Annotated in this window: 21 protein-coding genes; 12 read left to right on the top strand and 9 right to left on the bottom strand. The window is 49.2% G+C overall.

Going from position 1 to position 21361, the window contains the following annotated elements:
• The first annotated feature begins 17 nt into the window (after positions 1–17).
• The 6 genes from JJU34_RS09865 to JJU34_RS09840 all read left to right on the top strand — a co-directional run bounded on the left by JJU34_RS09865 (position 18) and on the right by JJU34_RS09840 (position 5880).
• Positions 18–557 (top strand): RidA family protein, encoded by a 540-nt coding sequence (locus tag JJU34_RS09865; protein WP_228692190.1) that lies wholly within the window; start codon positions 18–20, stop codon positions 555–557.
• A 52-nt stretch (positions 558–609) separates the two neighbouring features.
• Positions 610–1833, top strand: a complete 1224-nt coding sequence (locus tag JJU34_RS09860) for an aminotransferase class V-fold PLP-dependent enzyme (protein WP_228692189.1) — start codon at positions 610–612, stop codon at positions 1831–1833.
• A 25-nt stretch (positions 1834–1858) separates the two neighbouring features.
• Positions 1859–3121 carry an amidohydrolase/deacetylase family metallohydrolase gene (locus JJU34_RS09855; RefSeq protein WP_228692188.1) on the top strand — a complete coding sequence of 421 codons (1263 nt, stop codon included), beginning with the start codon at positions 1859–1861 and terminating at the stop codon, positions 3119–3121.
• A 135-nt stretch (positions 3122–3256) separates the two neighbouring features.
• Positions 3257–3529 carry a hypothetical protein gene (locus JJU34_RS09850; RefSeq protein ID WP_228692187.1) on the top strand — a complete coding sequence of 91 codons (273 nt, stop codon included), beginning with the start codon at positions 3257–3259 and terminating at the stop codon, positions 3527–3529.
• Positions 3530–3615: 86 nt separating this feature from the next.
• Positions 3616–4329, top strand: coding sequence for an HNH endonuclease signature motif containing protein (locus tag JJU34_RS09845; RefSeq protein ID WP_228692186.1), 714 nt, complete (start codon positions 3616–3618; stop codon positions 4327–4329).
• Between the two features lie 441 nt (positions 4330–4770).
• A complete protein-coding gene (locus JJU34_RS09840) occupies positions 4771–5880 on the top strand; it encodes a Fic family protein (protein ID WP_228692185.1) in 1110 nt (369 codons plus the stop codon).
• A gap of 14 nt (positions 5881–5894) precedes the next feature.
• Here JJU34_RS09840 and JJU34_RS21805 read toward each other — a convergent pair whose 3' ends face one another.
• Positions 5895–6200, bottom strand: coding sequence for a very short patch repair endonuclease (locus JJU34_RS21805; protein WP_228692184.1), 306 nt, complete (start codon positions 6198–6200; stop codon positions 5895–5897).
• 316 nt (positions 6201–6516) lie between these two features.
• Between JJU34_RS21805 and JJU34_RS09830 the strand changes: the two genes are divergently transcribed.
• Together JJU34_RS09830 and JJU34_RS09825 are read left to right on the top strand one after the other, a co-directional pair.
• Positions 6517–7749 (top strand): hypothetical protein, encoded by a 1233-nt coding sequence (locus JJU34_RS09830; RefSeq protein WP_228692183.1) that lies wholly within the window; start codon positions 6517–6519, stop codon positions 7747–7749.
• On the top strand, positions 7746–9836 hold the full coding sequence (locus tag JJU34_RS09825; protein WP_228692182.1) for a kelch repeat-containing protein: 2091 nt from the start codon (positions 7746–7748) through the stop codon (positions 9834–9836). Before JJU34_RS09830 ends, JJU34_RS09825 begins: the two co-directional genes overlap by 4 nt.
• A 5-nt stretch (positions 9837–9841) precedes the next feature.
• On the opposite strand, the gene JJU34_RS09820 is transcribed toward JJU34_RS09825, so the two are convergent.
• Both JJU34_RS09820 and JJU34_RS09815 read right to left on the bottom strand, forming a co-directional pair.
• Positions 9842–10270, bottom strand: coding sequence for a DoxX family protein (locus JJU34_RS09820; RefSeq protein WP_228692181.1), 429 nt, complete (start codon positions 10268–10270; stop codon positions 9842–9844).
• Between the two features lie 72 nt (positions 10271–10342).
• A complete protein-coding gene (locus tag JJU34_RS09815) occupies positions 10343–11071 on the bottom strand; it encodes a hypothetical protein (protein WP_228692180.1) in 729 nt (242 codons plus the stop codon).
• Between the two features lie 67 nt (positions 11072–11138).
• Here JJU34_RS09815 and JJU34_RS09810 point away from each other — a divergent pair, with 67 nt between their 5' ends.
• Together JJU34_RS09810 and JJU34_RS09805 are read left to right on the top strand one after the other, a co-directional pair.
• Positions 11139–11882, top strand: coding sequence for a DUF4488 domain-containing protein (locus tag JJU34_RS09810; RefSeq protein ID WP_228692179.1), 744 nt, complete (start codon positions 11139–11141; stop codon positions 11880–11882).
• Positions 11883–11943: 61 nt separating this feature from the next.
• Positions 11944–12456 (top strand): peptidylprolyl isomerase, encoded by a 513-nt coding sequence (locus JJU34_RS09805; protein WP_228692178.1) that lies wholly within the window; start codon positions 11944–11946, stop codon positions 12454–12456.
• A gap of 122 nt (positions 12457–12578) precedes the next feature.
• Here the strand turns inward: JJU34_RS09805 and JJU34_RS09800 are convergent, their stop codons facing one another.
• Entirely contained in the window at positions 12579–14276 is a 1698-nt protein-coding gene (locus tag JJU34_RS09800) for a GMC family oxidoreductase (RefSeq protein WP_228692177.1), read from the bottom strand.
• Positions 14269–14823 (bottom strand): gluconate 2-dehydrogenase subunit 3 family protein, encoded by a 555-nt coding sequence (locus JJU34_RS09795; protein WP_228692176.1) that lies wholly within the window; start codon positions 14821–14823, stop codon positions 14269–14271. Before JJU34_RS09795 ends, JJU34_RS09800 begins: the two co-directional genes overlap by 8 nt.
• Positions 14824–15088: 265 nt before the next feature.
• On the opposite strand from JJU34_RS09795, the gene JJU34_RS09790 reads away from it, so the two are divergent.
• Together JJU34_RS09790 and JJU34_RS09785 are read left to right on the top strand one after the other, a co-directional pair.
• The gene (locus tag JJU34_RS09790; RefSeq protein ID WP_228692175.1) at positions 15089–17338 is read left to right on the top strand and encodes a TonB-dependent receptor; all 2250 of its coding nucleotides are present in this window, start codon (positions 15089–15091) and stop codon (positions 17336–17338) included.
• Positions 17339–17400: 62 nt separating this feature from the next.
• The gene (locus tag JJU34_RS09785; RefSeq protein WP_228692250.1) at positions 17401–18003 is read left to right on the top strand and encodes a nitroreductase; all 603 of its coding nucleotides are present in this window, start codon (positions 17401–17403) and stop codon (positions 18001–18003) included.
• 53 nt (positions 18004–18056) lie between these two features.
• Here JJU34_RS09785 and JJU34_RS09780 read toward each other — a convergent pair whose 3' ends face one another.
• The 4 genes from JJU34_RS09780 to JJU34_RS09765 all read right to left on the bottom strand — a co-directional run bounded on the left by JJU34_RS09780 (position 18057) and on the right by JJU34_RS09765 (position 21325).
• Entirely contained in the window at positions 18057–18617 is a 561-nt protein-coding gene (locus JJU34_RS09780) for an FKBP-type peptidyl-prolyl cis-trans isomerase (RefSeq protein ID WP_228692174.1), read from the bottom strand.
• A 170-nt stretch (positions 18618–18787) separates the two neighbouring features.
• Positions 18788–19339 (bottom strand): FKBP-type peptidyl-prolyl cis-trans isomerase, encoded by a 552-nt coding sequence (locus JJU34_RS09775; RefSeq protein WP_228692173.1) that lies wholly within the window; start codon positions 19337–19339, stop codon positions 18788–18790.
• A gap of 26 nt (positions 19340–19365) precedes the next feature.
• Positions 19366–20292, bottom strand: a complete 927-nt coding sequence (locus tag JJU34_RS09770) for an FKBP-type peptidyl-prolyl cis-trans isomerase (protein WP_228692172.1) — start codon at positions 20290–20292, stop codon at positions 19366–19368.
• Complete coding sequence (locus tag JJU34_RS09765; protein ID WP_228692171.1) at positions 20279–21325, bottom strand: bifunctional oligoribonuclease/PAP phosphatase NrnA; 1047 nt, start codon at positions 21323–21325, stop codon at positions 20279–20281. Before JJU34_RS09765 ends, JJU34_RS09770 begins: the two co-directional genes overlap by 14 nt.
• Positions 21326–21361: the final 36 nt, after the last annotated feature.

Here is a 21361-nt window from a genome sequence, read left to right as displayed (position 1 = left end):
TATAAACACAATACACTATGAAACTAACCGTGCTGACCACTATCGCCTTTTTGTTTTTGGGTACTGCCTCGATGCTTTATGCGCAGGGAACCTATGATCCGGAAAAGAAACTTGCCGACATGGGAATAACCTTGGTACCGAAAGGACCTGGAGCCAGCAACATCGTGCCGGCCGTCCGTAGCGGTAACTTGGTATTCCTCTCCGGCCACGGCCCTATGCAGGCGGATGGCACCAATATGACCGGAAAACTTGGTGCGGACCTGACCGTGGCACAAGGTAGGGAAGCGGCGCGCCTCACCGGCATACAGCTGCTCAACGCCCTGAAATACGAGATCGGAGACCTGAAGAAAGTGAAGCGCATCGTCAAGGTACTGGGCATGGTAAACAGCACCCCGGACTTTGTGGAATCCCCTGCGGTAATCCACGGATTCACAGACTTTATGGTGGAAGTATTCGGACCAGAAAGAGGCAAGCATGCGCGCTCAGCCGTGGGCATGGTATCCCTGCCCGGTGGCATCGCCGTCGAAATTGAAATGATTGTGGAGATAGAGGATTAAACCTCCCTTCCTTATAGGCACCGGACCACCGGGCCAAAAATGACCCCAGAACATGTTATCAAGAAGAAAATTACTGAAAAGGCTGTCTGCCCTCCCACTCGTGGGGGGCATGATCGGCACGGGCTTGCCCTTGCAGTCTGCAATGGGAACAACCCTGGAAGAAGCCCCCAAAAGGGACGTGATGAAGGAGCTGGGCATTCGCACATTTGTGAATGCGGCGGGTACTTACACGGCTATGACCGCCTCCCTGATGCCCAAGGAAGTGATGGAAACCATCCAACTCACCGGTACGCAATTCGCCATGCTGGATGAGGTGCAGGACAAGGTGGGCGCTAAGATCGCCGAGCTGTGCCATGCCGAAGCGGCCACCGTAACGGCCGGCTGCTGGTCCGCCATGGTATTGGGCCTTGCTGGGGTGCTTACCGGCACCGACCGCAAGAAGATCGCCCAGCTTCCCAACCTTCAGGGAATGAAAAACGAGGTGATCGTGCAGAAAAGCCATAACGTGGGCTACGTGCACGCCCTGACCAATACCGGTGTCACCATGGTTCCCGTGGAAACGGTGGAGGAACTGGAAGCGGCGATCAACGACCGCACCGCTATGATGTGGTTTCTAAACTATCAGGCGCCGGATGGCAAGATTCAGCACGAAGAGTTCGTAGCCTTGGGCAAAAAGCACGGTATCCCTACCATGATCGATATGGCTGCCGATGTGCCGCCTGTAGAAAACCTGTGGAAATACAACGACATGGGCTTTGACCTGGTTTGTGTATCGGGAGGAAAGGCCATGAGGGGTCCTCAGAGTGCCGGTATCCTGATGGGTCGCAAGGACCTGATCGAAGCTGCCCGTCTCAGTGCTCCTCCCCGTGGCGGTACCATCGGCCGGGGCATGAAGGTAAACAAAGAAGAGATATTGGGCATGTACGTGGCGTTGGAAAAATACATCAACACCGACCACGCGAAGGAATGGAAATCTTGGGAAGACAAGGTATTCCTGATAGCAGAAGCGGTGAAGAAGGTAGGAAATATCACCACCGATGTCACTGTACCTCCCATCGCTAACCATACCCCTTACCTGGAGATCGCTTGGGATCCCAATTATATCCGGATTACCAGACCTGAGCTACAGGAAAAACTGCGTTCGGGGAATCCCTCTATCGAAGTAATCGGAGGCAAAGAGCATGCAATCAGTCTCACCGTGTTTATGCTGAGGCCGGGAGAAGAAAAGGTGGTCGCCAAGCGCCTATCCGAGGTACTCTCAGCGGCCAAAGTTTAGTGAACCATACCCACACATTTACATTATGATGAAGAAACATAGACTTATAGTAGCTCTGATGGCATTTTTTGCCATGGGAGCGTTGCACGCACAAGATTACGATATCGTCATCAAAGGCGGTCACGTAATCGATGCCAAGAGCGGCACGGATGGATTGCGGGACGTTGCGATCAAAGATGGTAAGGTAGCACGCATCGCGGCTTCCATCCCCGGGGACGGCGCCAAGCAGGTGGTCAATGCCAAAGGCATGCTCGTGGTACCTGGGCTGATCGATATCCACGGCCATAATTTCGCGGGAACCCGTGAAAACAGCTACTTAAGTGACGGCCTCACTGCGGTGGATCCGGACGGGTACACTTTCCGCGTTGGGGTGACCACCATCGTGGACTGTGGAGGTCCCGGCTGGAAAAACATCCACATCTTCAAGCAGAACATCATAGATCCTTCCCGTACCCGTGTGCTCGCCTTTATGAACATTGTGGGTGAGGGGATGCGTGGCGGTGCCTGGGAGCAGGATACCACCGACATGGACGCCGAAATCACCGCGCAGGCAGCACTGAAGTACAAAGACCACGTAGTAGGTTTCAAAGTGGCGCACTACGCACGTAGAGACTGGATTCCCATAGACCGTGCCGTGCAGGCAGGCAACATTGCCGACATGCCGGTGATCATCGACTTTGGGGGTTCTATGGCTTTTGCACCCTTGCGACTTCGGGAGCTCTTTTTCGAGCGACTGCGTCCGGGAGATATCTATACCCATACCTTTGCAGAGCTGGGAGGAGCGAGGGAGCCCATCGTAGAGTACGAAACCCGGAAGTTTAAGCCTTTTGTGCGTGAAGCACAGGAGCGCGGGATCGTCTTTGACGTAGGGTATGGTGGAGCCAGCTTTGACTTCCGTCAGGCTATTCCTGCGTTGGAAGCAGGCTTCCTGCCCAATACCATCAGTACTGACCTGCACAAGGGAAGTATGAACGCCGCCATGAAGGATATCTTGAATATCATGTCCAAGTTTCTCGCCATGGGAGTGGATCTGGATAAGGTGATCGAGATGAGCACTTGGGCTCCCGCGCAGGTGATCAACCGCGAAATGCTGGGAAATCTAAGTGAGGGGGGTATTGCGGATGTAGCCATCCTACAACTTCGTGAGGGTGACTTCGGCTTCTGGGACCGTAATGGCTACAAGATCGATGGCGACAAGCGCTTTGAGTGCCAGATGACCATCCGCGACGGCCGCATCGTGTATGACCTCAACGGGATTGCGGATCCAGTTGTCGTGACCCGGCGATAGGGAGCAATAGAACGGCGTAATCCAATACCCTCCAAATCGGACAGTTTTTCGGTTTGGAGGGTATTTTTTTCGGTTGAAGGTTTTTTAATCTGTCCCTTTTCAGGAACTTTGGAAAACGCACTGAATGGCATGTCTATGGAAAAGCAGCAAAACTGTCCGATTTGTAAGCAGGAAGTAGCCTATTACTCCAGGTATCCCAAGTACCTCTGCAAGGCTTGCAGTGACCTGACGACCGATGCCGAGGGCCGTCCCGTTGCCTTTTACAACACCACTGTATTTGGTCAGGGCTGTCAGGGTGAGTACCGCGATACGGGGGAACCCTACGAGGGAGATATCTGCTACGTCCAAGGAGTCACCTGCAAGGCCGAAGAACATCGTTTTGGTGGCATTGTGGTGCAGGCGGTGTGAGGGGTTTCAAATAGCGCGGAGACCAAAAAATATGATAAGGTGTATTAGCTCTGATTTTGAGAAATACGATCTCATTCTAACATTCTATGAAACATGAGTTTGAAAACTGGCTAAGAGCAAACAAAGGATACATTACACAGCCGCTTAAGTATTCGAATACGTTAAAGACTATTTCAAATCATCTCAAGAAAAAAGATGCTCTCGATATAGATGTTTATTCCGTTACGAGTTTTGATGAGCTTTTGAAGTTAAAGGAACTGTACTTTAGCTATGATGAGTTCTTTCAAAAAAATAAGCGGGGCAATAATATGTACAGCCGTTCTTTAGATCTTTATCTAGAGTTTCTTGAGTCATTTTCCGGTAATCCACAAAAACCGGTTGATCCTGAGATTAAGGATATTATCGCGGACCTAACTCTCACTTCACTAGAAAAGGAGAGTATTATTCTAAGTCGACGAGGGCAAGGTCTATATCGAAAAAATGTATTGAAGGTCTGGGGAAAATGTTCCATCTCAGGTTATCCGGACTCTAGACTGTTGATCGCCTCACATATTAAACCTTGGAAAAGATGTACTAGTGCAGAAAAAATAGATAGATACAACGGGCTCCTACTGCTTCCCACGTATGATAAGCTCTTTGACCTTGGTTATATTGGGTTTGAAGGCGATGGAAGAATCCGGATATCCAATCAGGTTTCTGATCCTTCTTTACTTCAACTTAATAGTAACATAAAGTTAAAGGTTCAAAAGGATCACGTAAAGTACCTAGAGTTTCATTTATCTCACGTCTTCAAGATATAAGATGGTAATGATATTGGCCATAGCTTGACTAAATGTTCCCTAGCATCAATTCTGAAGTTTCGTTTATTAATGGGGGAAATTTTTGGTTCGAATTTTGAACAAATAAAAGACTTAGAATTGTCTTATTTTTCGGATTTCTGTCTTTATTATAATAAAAATCCCTATTTCATATAGTGCTGAAATTCCTTCTTTACCTCAAAATCCCAAAATCGTAGCACGGTCCAGCCTTTAGATTGGAAAGAGAGGTTGATTTTGTGGTCGCATTGCCTGTTCCACTGGATCTTGGGGATCAAAATGTCACTGTTGGATTTGATGGTGGACGCAAAACCCTAATATGTCCATTTTTTTTAATAAAATGGACATATATCCGTTTATGTCCACGAAGTTTACGTATATTGCAGATATGTCCAGAAAATGCATCTTTTCTGGACATATTCAAGCATGGTTTACGACAGATCAAAACCTTTTAACAGCCTCCCACTTCTACCCCCTACAGGGATAGAAGAAGATGTCGATATCCTGAAAAAACTCGTTAGTTCCTCCAGAGCACTGGCTTCCGTAGATGGCAATGTCCAAAGGCTACCAAACCCATCCATGCTTGTCAATACCATATCCCTCCAAGAGGCAAAGGCGTCCTCCGAGATTGAGAATATCTTTACTACTGAGGATGAGCTTTACAAAGCTGTTTCCGATACAATCCAAGAAAGGCAAGCCAGCCCTTCCACTAAGGAGGTGTTGCGATACAGGGAATCACTTTGGGAAGGATATCGACGGATTCAAGAAAAAGGAACAATTGATCTGGATGGAATCGTTGCGATTTTCAGAAAGATCAAAAATACCTCAGGAGGAATACGCCCTCCACATTCATTGACAGTAATCAGACGAGGGCAAAGCGAATTTAGGGCAGGAGAAATAATCTATACGCCACCAAGAGGTCCAGGTATCGTGGAACATTTAATGGGGAACCTTCTGGACTATTTGAATGACAACGTAGATCCGAATACTGACCCATTGCTAAAAATGTGTATCTCACATTATCAGTTTGAGGCTATTCACCCTTTTCCTGATGGGAATGGGCGTTCTGGACGGGTCTTGAACTTGTTGTATTTAGTCAACAAAGGACTACTCAATCATCCGATCCTATATCTTTCCAAATATATCATTGTCCATAAGGACGATTATTACCACCACCTTGCTGGGGTTACCCAAGCTGGTAAGTGGAAACCGTGGATCCTTTACATGCTGGATGCTGTGGAACAAACAGCCCAACTTACTAATCAGCTAATTACAAACATATTGGAACAAATGGAATCCACACTTGAGCATGGAAGGGAAACAATCAAATGGTACACGAAAGAAGTTAATGAATTATTGTTCAGCCAACCCTACCTGAAACCAAAGCTGGTGGGTGACCGTCTGAAAATAGCCTCCAGAACAACTTTGAATAAATACTTCAATGAATTACAAGCAGCAGGTATGTTGGCTCAAATCAAAGACGGTAGGGAGGTGTACTATGTCAATAGGGACTTGGTTAAAATTTTAGAAGGATAGGATCCATCCAAAATTCACCCAATCAATATGTCCACCACCCGCTTATACTTGATCAGGCTGATGTCGGGTTTGCCGGGGAGTTTTCGGCTGTTGCTTCGGAATCGGATGCCCGCATGCCATAGCGCCCTGCGGAGCCGTATCTCCGGCTGGGTATTCTTCCCCTTGATCTTGGACATGGTGCTGGAGCGCTGAGGTGTGGTATAAAAGCCCTCCTCCTCGCAAAAGCGGGGCACGGAGATCTTTGGTTCTGGGTAAGGCTTAGGAGGCGGGACCACGGCAATCGGGGATTTCTCTGCGTAAAAATCGCAAAAAGAATCCACATTACACTGGCTTGGGGTAAAGGGTTTGGACTCGGAAGCTGTAGTTAGGGCATTTGCTTTTCTCCTACTGGAAAGTGTCTATTATTTTTTATACAGAAGGGAACCATACCGTAGGAAAATCAAAAATTAATCGTACTTTTCGTGCTATTCTTTCTAAAGCGTCAAATAAGCTTTTTTATGGCGTGGATGGGGCATTGCTATTTTTAAGAAGATCTGACCGGTTTTCGACGGTAGGCTTCCGACAAGTAGATTCTCCTACCTGCTTTTCGAAAGCATTTAACGGGGTCTTTTTGGGATTAAAGCTTCTCATTTATTTATGAAAACATTTCGCCATGCCTTTTTGGGCGTTTGCTGCTGGGTACTTATCGTTTTTGCGGCGGTAGGCCAAGAGGCTGCTTCAGACTATATCGAGACACTGTCGGGCAGCAAAGTCCTGGGTACGATCGTTCGATCCTTTGATATCAACCAAGCGACCTCCATCACCTTTTTGGACAGACAGGGGAATTCCCAAACGCTCTTCCCCAATGACGTAAAAGGATTTGGCCTCTCCAATGGCCGAAAGTTTGAAAGCCGGCCTGTTCCGGGTCGGGAGGAAAGGGGGCCGGTATTTTTTCAGGTGATCTTGCGTGGAAAGGTTAGTCTATTGAGTTACAATGGGAGGTTCTTTGCCGAAAATGAAAAGGAGTTTTTAGAGCTACCCAATGCCATGGTAACCCGGGAGATTCGCGGTAGTGTGGTCATGTCCCGGCGAAAGCAGTATACCGGTGTGCTGAATTACATGCTGTACGGTCCCTGTGGGGTGCAGCTTCAGGAGCGCATCGCGAAGACAAGCTACTCGGAAAGCGGATTCATCAAGCTTATTATGATGTATCACCAATGTGAACAGCTACCCTACGAGCTTTTTGTAGAGCAGGTGCCCGTGTTTCGGGCCTCAGTGGTAGGAACGGTCGGGATTTCTTGGATGGAGTCGCTAATGGAAAGCTCCTCGGATAGATTGCTGCACCGCTTTGATGCGAAGCATCAACCCTTTTTTGCCTTGGGCCTTAAATTGGATCAATGGCGTAGAATGCCGCGAATGGCAGTGGATTTGGGCATAGGGTATAGCAGTGGGACGAATGCCGTCCACCTGGAACTCGACCGGCAAAATCATCGCCTCACGGCTACCCAAGAATACGAATTTCGAAGCATCTTGGTCCCGGTATTTTTTGATTATATGCTTTTCCGATCGCGTACCAACGAGTATTATGTGGGCATGGGCGCTGTAGTAAGAACGCATCACTTGACCAATACCCTTCACATCATTGACTACCGCACGACCTTTGAACCGATCAAAACGGAGCTGTATGAAGCTCCGGTGTATGGACGTGAACTCATTCAGTTTTCGCCAAGCATGAAAGTAGGCGGACACCTTTTTTACCGGGAACGCTGGGGTATTGTCACTGAGGTACAGGTAGAGTACGGGACAAACGGCTATACCCTAAGTCTGGATAACCGACAGGCCACTTACAAACAGTTTATTGGTTCATTCATGGTAGGTTTTAGACTATGAGACAGAAGCTTTTTGTATTCGCCTTGCTGATCGCCTCCATGATCAGTGCCTGTGAACAGGCAGAGCTAGCACCACGTACCAATCCCCGTTTTAGCATGGCCTATGTGCAGGAACTAGACGCTACCGGTGCTCAGTTTGCCTCCAATATATACGACTTTGGCAGCGAGGAAATCCTTGAGTATGGCTTCCTTTACAGTACGCAACAGGTACCCCGCCCTGCAAATTCCGAGGTGATCCGTCAGAGCGGAAAGCCGGATAAATCCTTTTCGCTCAAGGCTGTCCATTCGATGGCCAAAGGCAGGACCTATTTCGTGGTGGCTTTTTTACGCACTGCGGTGGGCGAAGTATATTCAGAGCCTCAGACCTTTGTCAGTCAGGGAGCGGAAGGCTTTTTATTTGACCGGCTGGAGTTTGCCTCGCCTGTCTATTTTGGGGATACCGTCACCGTCCACGCGAGCAAGTTGAGCAACAACCTGACAAACTATAAGGTTGCTTTTCAAGACAAAGAGGCTAGGGTGATCGATCTTCAAGCAGGTTCCTTCAGGTTTATCATTCCGTATTTTGAGAATTTCGATGTATGGGGCTTAGATCCGGATCATTTTGCACTGTCCATGGAGGTAGTGGATAAAAAAATGGAGATGAGTGTTTTCATGCCCTTTCAGGAGCCGCTTTTTGATCAGATGGCTATACAGCGCATCGACTACGGAGGAGCTGTGGAAATCAGAGGCAAGTACCTGAAGGACGCGAACCTAGTCATTGCCAGCTACGGACAACCGGTCGAATACCTGTACAACAGCAACGTCATGGTAGACGTTGTCGGGGAGGAAAGGCTGGTATTTAGACCCTATCCTCAAGATGCGACTGCAACCAATTACGTAGCCCTGAAAATCCGTGGGAAGGAATACCATTTGGGTGCCGAGGTATTTGCATACAATCCAACCGAGATAGATCTGGGACAGACGTTTGTTGTCGATTTTGGAGATTATGTGACGATCACGGGCACCAATTTTAACGTGGAGGGGCCATACATCCACTATGGGGTGCTGAATGGGGTAAAGGTCGAGATCGACCGCAGCGCTTCCGATAGCAAAACACTCACCTTTCCGGCAGGGCAGATGGAATTTGAGTTTCAACGGGTAAATGAGTTCCGCATTCAGACCTTTGATCAGGTTTCCCAACATGCCTTTACGTTTGAATTTACCAATCCGGACATTCCTTATTTCCGAAATACCTATCGGGTGCCAAGGCTTGCGGACTACCTGCCCTATGGAAATATGGTGGGTTACGAAGGGAAAGGCTTTGCACTGGGAAACCGGGAGATCTTTGAATTCGATGTAGCGACCCAAACCGTCAGCACGGTACGCGCCCTACAGATTGGTGCGAACAAGCTGGAGTTTACCTTCGGCGTGGCGGATGGGGAAAACTGGTACATAGGCGGTGGACATACCAATAATCCAAACCCGATTAACCGGTCATTTTTTGTCTTTAACCTGAGGACAAATGAAATCCGCAGGCTTCCGGATCTGCCTTTGGATCAGTGGCGCCCCATGCTGGTACATGCTGTAAACGGGCAGGTGTATGTTGAGGGTGGCTTTGACATTGAAACGCGGGTGGATCACCGGCTTCGGTACAAGTTTGACATTCGATCGGAAACCTGGACCCGCCTGCCCGACAAAACGGAAACAAGGGTATATACTGGCAGAACCATCGCCTTCTCCTACAATGGAAGACACCTGGCGATCGGTGAACCCGTTGGTACGGGAGATGAGGGAACAGGCCTTTTTGAATTTGATATAAACACCGAAACCTGGACGTTGATCAAGCGGTTGGATGAGCTCTACGGGATGGGGTTAAAGTCCGATGACGTCTATGTAGTTGGAAACAAAGCCTATCTCCTAGGCACGCTGATGTATGAACTCAACTTGGAAACGCTCCATCTACGGCAGGTGACCAATTTGATTCACCCCCAGTACTTAACCTGTGAGGTCTATCGGACGCTATCCTTTATGTCTGAGGGTAAAATCTACGTGTGGGACTGTTTCGAAAGGGTCTGGGAGATCGACTTGCAGCGCCTCGCGTTTGATTAACGAATTTACGCCCTAGCCGAAAAGGTTCGGTCTAAGGACCAGGCGCCTCCTCCTCGGATAATTAGGAAGATGCTTCCCAGCAGCATGCTCCAGTCGGTGCGACTGCCATGCATCATTTCCCAAAAGCCCTGATCCTGCAAAACTGCGGACTTGGTAGTAGCAATGGCTACCAACATAATTACCAAGGTGGGCACGGCGGCCAATCGGGTGAAGAGGCCCAGTAAAATCAATATGCCCGAAATGATCTCAAAGGCGCCCACAAAGCTCCCCAAAAACTCCGGATTGGGCAATCCGATCTTGGCAAAACGGCCGGCACCGCGCACTGCGGGAAACAGGAACTTTTGGATGCCTTCAGATAGAAACACGGCCCCCACCATCAGGCGAATCAACAGGGTGGTTGGAGACGCGTCTGTACGTAGAATGGATGAAATCATGGTGTAATGGGTAAGATTGAGTGAATAGTTGACTCCAAGTTACGAAAAATCAACAAACTGCATAGTAACCTGTCAGCGTTTCGGATTTTCCCGGGGTTTTACCCGTTGGATAAAGTCCTTGATGGGAGTGGGTTCGTTTTTGCGTTGTTTTTTTCGTTTGGCTCTGGCCTTTTGGCGTTTGCGTTTATTCTGTTCGGAGCCTTTGACCAGCACGGAACGCACCGAGACACCAACTTGTCCCTGATACCAAGGATCTCGGCCTGTTACGTTGATATTTGGCTTGTAGTCTAGGGAAACTGTCAGGCGCAGCAGCGTCATTTCCACCCCGGCCACCGCATCGATCCCAAAGGTGGGGTTTCCATATGTCTGTATGATTTGCATGGTCTCAGGGATTTTCTCCCGGCTTTCTTCCACCCCCATGGACAGGCCGCCCCCATAATAGTAATTGAACCGCTTCGATATAAGTGGCCGATGCCGGGCCAGCAGCAGGTGGGCGCTGGTATTGGCGCTGAAGTCTGACTGGAGAATGCCCTCTGCGGTAAGGCCTTTGGCAAGACGGTGTTTGGCGGTGAGGCCTACGGTTCGGTAGTGGTTGCTATTGCCCAGGCGGATGCCCGCTGCGGTACCATAACTTTGGGCCTGTGCCCATCCCCCTGAACCAAGTACCAGGCAGAATAGGAGGTAATTTCTTATTGTATGTGTCAGCATGCTGTCATTCAGGTATCCCCTGAGATACGAAAAACCGTACCAAAAGATTTCCTCATCCGGCCAAGAGGCCCTTTGCAGGGATATTTGGCCCAAAAGCAACTAATTTGTTTTAATAGGCGTTAATTTTTTAACTTTAATAAACCAAATAAACCAAAACGACATGAAATACCTCGTGGCACTACTGTTCGGATTGTTCGCTTTTTCGCTGAATGCCCAAACCATCGAAGGGGCTTGGAAGCTCACCCATCAAAACGGAAAGCCGGTTACCAACCAAGAGTTTATTAAGATCTACCAAGATGGCTATTTCGCCTATGGAGCCAAAGAGACCGGAACGAATAAGTTTTTGCAGGCCGGTGGGGGCTTGTTTACGATGGAGGGCAGCGACTATGCGGAGCACCTGGATTTCTACACTGCTGATCCAGACCAAGTCGGAACCAAAAATCAATATAAGATCGACTTTGCCGACAACAAATTGGTGATCTCCGGTAAAGTGAAAGGCAAAGATCTGATAGAGATCTGGGAAAAAGTGGGCAGCCGAGAGGATGACCTGACCCAAAACTGGGTGATTACTGGCAGAAAGGTAGATGGAGAGACCCGTTCCATGACTCCGGGAGCCCGTAGGACGGTTAAGATCCTATCGGGCGGACGCTTTCAATGGATTGCTTTCAATTCCGAAACCAAGGAATTCAGCGGAACCGGTGGTGGAACGTATGAAGCCAAAGACGGCAAATATACCGAGCAAATCACCTTTTTCTCCCGAGACGACAGCCGTGTGGGCGCATCCCTAAGCTTTGACTATGAGGTAAAGGACAATCAATGGCACCACAGTGGACTTAGCTCTACCGGCAATCCCATCTACGAGATTTGGTCTTCGTACCGAGAGGCGTACTTGAACAAAAAATAGGCAAGTCGACATCCGAATGTTGGCTGTTTTCCCGTAATTTCGGCGAAAAATAAGATTGGTCATGATTGCAGAAAAAGATAAAGTGGTTTCCATCACCTACGAATTGCACGTAGACGACGGAGAAAACGGCAAGGAGTTTTTTGAGCGAATAGATGAAACGCAACCCTTTGCTTTTCTATTTGGAGCGCATAATATCCTTCCCAAGATGGAAGAAGCCATTGCCGGCAAGTCGGTAGGAGATACTTTTGAAGTGGAGATCGATTTCGAAAACGGCTACGGCGATTACGACGAAAGCCGCAAAGTCATTGTGCCCAAGTCGGCGTTTAAAGAAAACGGTCAGAAGCAGCGGCACCTGATGAAGGTGGGCAATGTGGTTTCCATGCAGGATGACCAAGGCAACCCCCTGCGAGGAGAGATCCTGCGGATCGATTACCGGGGTGTGTTGATGGATTTTAACCCGCCGCTAGCAGGCTTAGATCTGTATTTTAAGGGCAAGGTGGTGGCCATTCGCGAAGCCGATGCCTCTGAGCTCGAACACGGCCATGCCCACGAACCCGGTGGCCACGCCCACTAAAGTCGATACGGCCCCCAACCAAATTGGTATTGAACGAAAAGACCCCAAGAGCCAACCAACTGGTTTTTCTTGGGGTCTTTTCGTTACTGTTGGCGTAGCCTTGCGCCACCTTCCCACACATTTTATCCTTGTTTCACCGCATGGTCCACCGCACGGGCTGCCAGTGCCATGTAAGTCAACGAAGGGTTTTGGGTGCTGGTGGAGGTCATACAGGCTCCGTCTGTGACGTACACATTTTGACAAGCATGGAGTTGGTTCCATTTGTTGAGCAGGGAGGTTTTCGGGTCATGGCCCATGCGCACCCCGCCCATCTCATGAATATCCAGGCCCGGTGCCCGTTTGTCGTCGCGCGTACGGATATTTTTGAATCCTGCTGCATCAAACATCTCGGAAACCTGCTCGATGTAATCCTTGATCATGGCTTCATCGTTCTGATCGTAGTCCACCGAAACCCGCAGCAGGGGCATGCCCCAAGCGTCCTTTTCATGGGGATCCAACGCCACGTAGCTGGCTTCTTTCGGGATGGTTTCGCCCATCATGTGGGAGCCTACGCGCCAAGGTCCCCACTGTGGGTTTAGGAGGCTGTTTTCCAAATTTTCACCCACATCGGAGTGATCCGTGAGAATGGCCCTGTTTCCACTAAATCCGGCCGCGTATCCGCGCAGGAAGTCGGTTTCCTGCCGCAGCACATTGCGGAATCTGGGAATGTATCCCCCGTTGGGGCGCTTTCCTTGGGTGGTATATTCCTGCAACCCCTCGTACTCGGCAGAAACGCCCGCCCGGTAGTTGTGGAAGGCCACGTATTTACCCAGCAAACCGTTGTCGTTGCCCAGTCCGTTTGGAAATCGGCTAGAGGTAGAATTGAGCAATACCAGGTTGGTGTTTAGGGCACTGGCATTGAGGAAGATTAGATCGGCATAGTATTCGGTAGTCTCTTTGGTGAGCGCGTCAATGACCAAGACACCCTTGGCACGGCCTTTGGTCTCGTCGTAGAGGATGGAGTGAACCACGGCGTTGTTTTGCATGGTAAGGTTGCCGGTTTTCATGGCCCAGGGCAGGGTAGCGGAGTTACTGCTGAAGTATCCTCCGAATGGACAGCCACGCTGACACAATACCCTGTGTTGGCACAGCGCTCGGCCCTGCTTGGCGTAATACTCGGCATTCCCGGTAATGTGGGCGCATCTTCCGATAATGATGTCTCTGCCGGGATAGTTTTCCGCTACAAAACCCTTGAAGTACTGCTCTACCGCAGATAATTCCATGGCTGGCAAAAACTCCCCATCGGGAAGATTCGGGAGACCGTCCCGGTTGCCGGAAACACCCACAAACTTCTCTACGTGGCTATACCAGGGCGCGAGATCCTGGTAGCGGATGGGCCAATCCACGGCAAATCCATCACGTGCCGGCCCTTCAAAGTCAAAGTCGCTCCATCGCTGCACCTGCCGGGCCCAAAGCAGGGATTTCCCTCCGGTCTGATAGCCGCGAATCCAATCGAAGGGCTTGTCCTGCACGTAGGGATGCTCGGTATCCTTCACAAAAAAGTGCTGCGCATCTTCCCGAAAGGCATAGCAACGGCTGACGACGGGGTTTTCTTTCTGTATATCTGCCGGGATGGTCCCCCGGTGTTCAAATTCCCAGGGTTTCAGGTTGGTGGTGGGATAGTCCTTCAGGTGGTCTACCGCTCTTCCGCGTTCTAGTACCAGGGTCTTGAGTCCTTTTTCGGTAAGTTCTTTGGCCGCCCAGCCACCACTCATGCCAGAACCTATGACGATGGCATCAAAGGTATTCTCTTTTGCGTGTTGTATATTTAAATTAGCCATTTGTATTGATTCGTTCGATTTCGGAAACTGGTACACTGCCTCTGTATCCCCCGGGGATCATGGTATAGGGCATTATTTCGGTCATGTAGTAGGCTGAGGTGAGGAAACCCTGCAACGCAAACCGTTTGGTGGTGGACAGAAAGTCTTTAACCTTGGCCGCTTGTCCATCTTCTTTGGCCATCAGCTGCCGGTAGGTAGCTGCAGCCTCCATCGCCTCCATCATCCCCAAGGTCTTTCCGAAGGTTTTTTTGGTATAGGCATCCATTGCTTTCAGCCCTGCTACAAAGCTGCTTTGTTCCTCTTTGGAGAGGCAGTCGTTGGCCATGATCAGTACAAAATCCGGTACGTCTACCTCGTCTCCTTTTTTCAGCTTTATGCCGGGGAATATGGTGTTGACCACGTCGGTGAGTGTGGCTTTGTCAGACGCGGTGATCTGTAGCTTCTTGTAAGCTACTAATGCAGACTCTTGGCTAAAATCACAAGAGGGAATCAGCACGGCACCCCCGGTGAGTAGGGCTAATTGTTTTAGGGCTAACCTTCTGTCCATTGGATAAATTCTTCGAAATGTTGATTGGACAAGTTAGCTTTTTTTGATAAATCCCCGAAGCTTTTTTTGATCGGTACCCTCATACACACATTATTCGGCTAAATTTGCCAAGGTGGAAGCCGGTTTAGATTTTGGTCACTGGAATAGCCTTTGCTAGTCCTGACGTTGCCAACCAAAGGACTGGTAAACGAAATGAAATGCCACTCGTTTGACGGTTATGAAGCCTATTGACGGGTGGAATCCATGATAAAGCTATTATACGTATATGAAAAAATATTTACTTTCGATTATTCTCTTGTATCCGTTGCTACTACAAGCGCAGACCACCGTTCAGTTGGTCGATAGGAAGAGCGGTGACCCCATTCCCTATGTATTTGCGAAGATGAACAATCAACGCAATTTTGTGTCGGATGAACAGGGTAGGATCGAGGTGATGCTCACCCAACCGGATGAGATGGTTCTCACCCATGTGGCATTCCAGACAACTACCGTACAGGTACCCAGCAGTGGGGAGTTGACGGTCCGGTTGGAACGAAGCGACAATACCCTGTCGGAAGTGGTGGTGTCCTCTTTTGAGAGCGAGAGGCCGCTTCTGACACAGGCTGCAGCCATTGTGCGGGTGACCGAGAGCGAGCTTTCCCGATTTAACGAGACCTCGGTCGTCCATGCCTTTAATACCAAGCCCGGGGTTCGGGTGGAGGAGCGTGCGCCTGCTTCTTATCGCATCTCCATCCGGGGCAGTTCCCTACGTTCTCCATTCGGTGTGAGAAACATCAAAGTGTATTGGAACGATATCCCCTTTACGGGGGCCGACGGCACCACGCCACTCAACATCCTGGATCTTTCCAACATCGAAAATACAGAGATTATCAAAGGCCCCGCGGGAAGCATTTACGGTGCAGGGAACGGAGGAGTCATCAGCTTTAGCAGCAAGCAGCAAATAGACGAAAACCGGATCAGTGCGGACTTTTCGGCCGGTGACTTTGGGCTGGTAAGGTATAGGTTAGGCGTGCAGCAGCAATTAGAGAATGGAGGCATCAGTGTCTCTTATGCCAAGCAAAAGGCCGACGGCTACCGCGACCACACGGCCATGGACCGAGAAGTATTTCAGATGGCGGGCACCTTCCGTCCCTCCGAAAAACAACGCATCAACACCCAGGTGCTTTACTCCGATCTGTTTTACCAACTACCTGGCGCCCTCACAGAGGCGCAGCGTGCTGAAAATCCCCGGCAAGCCCGACCGGGATCCGCAGCGCAAAATGCATCAATCGCCCAAAAATCCCTATACGGTACACTCGGACACGAGTACCTCTTTAGCCCACAGACCTCTAACAAGACTTCCTTTTACATCAATACCACGGATTTTGAGAACCCCTTCAACCTAGACTATAAAAAGGAAACGCAGTTTAGCTACGGGGGCCGCACCAGCTTTACGCACAACGGAAGCCTAGGAAACATTCCCATTAGGCTGATTGGTGGAGGGGAATACCAGTTTGCTAAAACCGCCGCCCAAAACTACGGCAACCGAAACGGCTTGGCAGACACCATCCGTTTCAGCGACGACCTAATCACTAGTACGGCATTTCTTTTCCAACAGCTGGAGGCAGAACTGACCGACCGGCTATTGCTTACGTTGGGACTGAGTGAAAATTTTTCAAATTTTAACATATCACGAAATATCGATGCTGTGAGGCGTGTCCCATCTTCGGCGCAGCGACGCTTTGACCCCGTGATAGTGCCCCGAATAGCTCTTTCTGCCCGACTAAGTGAGACTTCGGCCATCCACGGCAGCATCTCCTCAGGCTTTTCTCCGCCCACCATCGACGAGGTACGTACGAATGAAGGCAGTATCAATCTTGACCTGGAAGCGGAAAAGGGCATAAACTACGAGATGGGGTACCGCTCCAGTTATGCCAATGGTCTGGTCAACCTGGATGTCACAGCCTTCTATTTCCGCCTGGATGAGACCATCACCACCTTTACCAACGAGCAGGGTGTGGTGCTCTTCCGAAACGCCGGTGCTACGGACCAAAAAGGGATTGAGGCACAGGTAGATTATGCGCTGATACGCAATCAGATGGCTTTCGTGCAGGAATTGAAGCTTACGCATGCCTATACCGGTCATTATTTTACCTTCAGTAATTTTGTGTCGGGAGGCAACGATTTCAGCGGGAATAGCCTTACGGGCGTATCTCCGCACACCCTGATCAACAAGGTAGATCTTCGGACCCGTATAGGTATCTATGCCAACCTGACCCATCAGTACGTGGATGATATCCCACTCAATGACGCCAACACCGTTTATCAAGAGGCTTACCATTTGGTAAATGCCCGCATAGGCTGGAGAAGTAACCTTGGCGCTAGGTGGGACTTGGAGGTCTTTGCCGGGGCAGAGAATCTCCTAAACGAGTCCTATAGCTTGGGCAACGACCTAAATGCCTTTGGAGGAAGGTTTTACCAGCCTGCAGCTACCCGTAATTACTACGGTGGTGTCAAGATAGGCATGAAGTATTGAGTCCTTAGGGAACAAATTGAGTGCAAAAAATCATTTCTATCTCTAAAGAGCTTGAACGTATGATGAACAGACCCGTATTCAATGTGGAGGAGGTAAACAAAGTGATCCGTAATCGAAGGTCCATGTTTATTGCCCAATTTAAGGAAAACGATCCGGTAGACGACAGCCTGATCGAAGAGATTCTGGAAAATGCCAACTGGGCACCCACCCACAAGCTGACTGAACCCTGGCGTTTTGTGGTGTTCAGCGGAGAAGGGCTTCAAAAGTTTGCGGATTTTCAGGCGGACCTCTACCGGCAACGGAGTGAGAAGAGCGGAAGCTTCATCGAGGCTACCTATCAGAAGTTAAAGGAAAACCCACTAAAAGCTTCTCATATTATTGCCATTATCATGAAACGGGATCTGAAAGCCAACCTTCCCGAGATGGAGGAAGTAGCTGCAGTGGCGATGGCCGTGCAAAACATGTACCTGACAGCCACCGCCCACGGGCTCGCAGCCTACTGGGGTACAGGAGGTCCCACCTTTTGGCCAGAGGCCAGAGAACACTTTGGCTTAGAGGGCGAGGACAAATTGATGGGCTTTTTTTACGTCGCTAAGCCGGCCACCGACCGCTGGCCTCAAGGAAAAAGAAATCCGATAGCAGATAAAGTATCTTGGGTAAAGTAATAAAAAAGGAGGTCGAAAGACCTCCTTTTTTATTTCCTGCCATCTCGGGCGCGTTAGTCCATGCCTAAAAAGTCAACTTCAAAAACGAGGATGGAATTAGCGGGAATATTCGGAATATTGGGGTTGTCTTGGTAGCCCAATGGTGAGGGGATTACCAATAGGCCCTTTGAGCCGCTCCGTAGTCGACGAAAGCCGGTAGAGAAACCTTCTATGGCACCTCCCTGATTGGTAGGCTGACCTACGAAAAAGGTGAAGATGTCGTATGTCCTGTCCTCGTTAAAAATGTCGTTTTCCTGGGCTACCTGTGCGAGATTGGTATCGAAAACCGAGCCGTCTGTCAGCATCCCAATATAATTGGTGTACACGACATTCCCATTCATCGGACGCGATCCCTGCCCCTCTTCCTGCACAATTACTACCAACCCGGAGGGGTCGTGAATGCGGTATAGGCTGTCAAAGGCGGCTGTCTGCAGGTACTCTTTGATACGAACTCGGTCGATTTCCAGGTTTCCTTCGCGGTCATATACCGGACCACCAAACCCGGCAAAACCATCGTCACAGGACTCTAACGTAAATAGCCCGATCAACGCCAGGACACTTATCCAATTTTTCATGTGTCTATAATTGTTTTTCAGTGGTCACATGGAATCTCGCATGGCGGATAGTCATCCCAGTGTGTGTCGCTTGCGTCATGCTCGATTTCATCTTTTAGTACATTTTACACTCATAACCTGCCAATGTTCACCCATTATGAGGACGCCCATTTCGCAGTAGAGGGCTCTGATTAATTTGACTGTGGACCTCTTACGCTTATCAGATCTAGTTCAAAGGCCAGTACCGCATTGGGCGGAATCACTGGAGCACTACCTCTAGATCCATAGGCGTAAAACGAAGGGATCAATGCAATGGCCTTTTCGCCTTCCCGCATTTGGGAAAGGGCAATGTGCCAACCATCGATTACCATAGAGACGCCCAACTCGATTCGAAAGGGTTCATAGGCTCTGTTTTGGTTATACAACCCATTGTCCCTCGCTACCTGTTCGACCGAAGTATCAAAGATAGATCCATCTAGCAGAAAACCCGTATAGTCCACGTAAAGCGTATCCCGTACGGCTGCCTGTCTCCCCTCGGGATTCGTTTCCAAAAACAACAACGTGACACCTGACTCACCCACAGCTTCTCGGCGGAGATATTCCGTTTCATAGTTCTGGATAAAGGATTCTATGGCTTGTTTGTCCCGCTGAAAGATGACTTCCAGGTTTTCCTCATCGGAAACGCACGAAAATGCGAGGGATAGGCCCAAAAAAGCCACTAGGTGTACGCTAAGTTTCTTCATCGTTTTTACGCTTAATTCACTTGTTTTTATTTCTGTACCTCTGTCACTACTACGTCAAACACCAAGATAGAGTTCGGTGTGATTACTTCGCTTCGTTGACTTGGGCCATATGCGAGGGGCGATGGGATGATGAATTTCGCTTCCGAACCTTTTTTCAATAGTTGGAGTCCCTCATCCCAGCCTTTGATCACACGGCCCATTCCGACTTCTATGGTGATGGGCGCGTAGTCACGTCCTTCTTGAAAAGTACCGTTCTCCCGTGCCCTCTCTGCCACGCTGGTATCAAACAGGGTGCCGTCCAAGACATAGCCGGTATAATCAACAGAAACGGTATTTCCCCGCTCCACTTCCGGCCCATTGCCATCCTTTTCTATGACGTAAAATAGACCCGACTCTGTCCTGTTTGCATTCAAATTATTTTCTGCAATGTATTTTTCGATCAGTTCGATATCCGTGTCAAGCTGCATCTCGGCTTTTTTGGCCTGTTTTTCCTGCTCTGCAGCCATCATATCGTTAAAGTAATCCTGAAAAAGTTCTTCTTCGATCACGTTCAAAACCCCGATGGTGATCGTTACGTTTTCTTCGCTTTTCAAAAATGGGGGCACGCCGTTTTCACCAAAGATTTTCTCCGCTGTTGCATTTACCACGATACTGTCCCCTTTTTTCAAATTGAGGAAGATCTCGTCGATCCCACTGGAAGCCGGGGTATTGGAGTTTTTCTGCATGTAAGCCGGCAGCGGTTGGCTGTAGCTGGATATAAACAAGGAATCCTTGGCGTTCTTGGCTTCAAAATGGTAGATTACGTATTCGCCATCCTTTACGGCATCTTTACCCTCTTTGATGTAGGTGTATTCGATACCGTCACTGGTCGTCTCTGTCTTCTTGCAGCCGAGCACTCCAGCACTCACCAGCAATACCAACGCCGGTAAGATTAACTTATTAACATTTTTCATGAATTGTTTCTGGTTGATTTAGTAAGGTATTCCTGTTTTCTTTAATGAGCTGTTCAAATTTTTCTACTGTCTCGGGTAGGGTCAGTCGGGAGATGCCACCTGCTGCATTTTTATGGCCACCCCCGCTGAAGTGGGCCGCAGCGAATTTGTTGATAGCAACTTCTTCTACCGAACGGAAAGAAATCTTAATTCCGTCTTTGCGCTCGGTAAACAAGGCGGCAATTTTGATTCCATCCAGGGAAAGGGCATAGTTTACCAAGCCCTCTGTATCGCCCGTCTGCGATTCGTATTTACGCAGGTCTTTCTTGGTGATGGTGAAATAAGCGGTCTGACATCCTTCCATGATCTGCAGCCTACGGGTGAGGGCAAATCCCAAAAACTTCAGTCGGTTCAGCGAATTGGTGTCATATATCAGCCTAGCGATTTTGGAGTTGTCGGCACCCAGGTCGATCAATTCGGCGGTCACGAGATGTACATTCTTGGTAGTATTGGGATGTTTGAAGCCTCCCGTATCGGTCATAATGCCTGCATACAGGCATTCGGCGGTATCTTTGTCCAGCAGCTCCTTATCTCCTAACATCACGATCAGGTCAAACACCAACTCACAGGTGGCGGCAGCCTTGGTACTCATGAAGCTAAAGTCCGCGAAGTACTGGGGGTTTTGGTGATGGTCAATATTGACCAAAAATGCCTTGGACTGCTTTACTGCCTCTTCCATCTCTTGTAGCCTATTCAGGCAGGAGAAATCCAGGCAAAAAATCAGGTCAGCTTCCGCTATCAGCTGGTCGGCCTGCTCACGAAGGCGCTTGTCTTCGTAGTTGACCACCTCGTCGTTTCCCGTCATCCAAAAGAGAAAAGAGGGGTAGTCCGAAGGGGTGATTACCGTCACTAGGTGATTTTTCTTCTTCAAATATCTCGCCAACCCCAACGAAGAACCCAAGGCATCTGCGTCCGGTTTATGGTGGGTGGTGATGACGATTTTTTTGGGTGAAGCAGAGGAAATCTGTTCTTTAAATCGATCGAATTGCTGCATCGGTAATGTTATAACCTTCGTGTTTTTTTAAAACAC

Source organism: Lunatimonas sp. (assembly GCF_020832325.1).
Classification (GTDB): Bacteria; Bacteroidota; Bacteroidia; order Cytophagales; family Cyclobacteriaceae; genus Lunatimonas.
The sequence above is the reverse complement of the archived record's forward strand: the minus strand, read 5'-3'. Positions and strand labels throughout refer to the sequence as shown.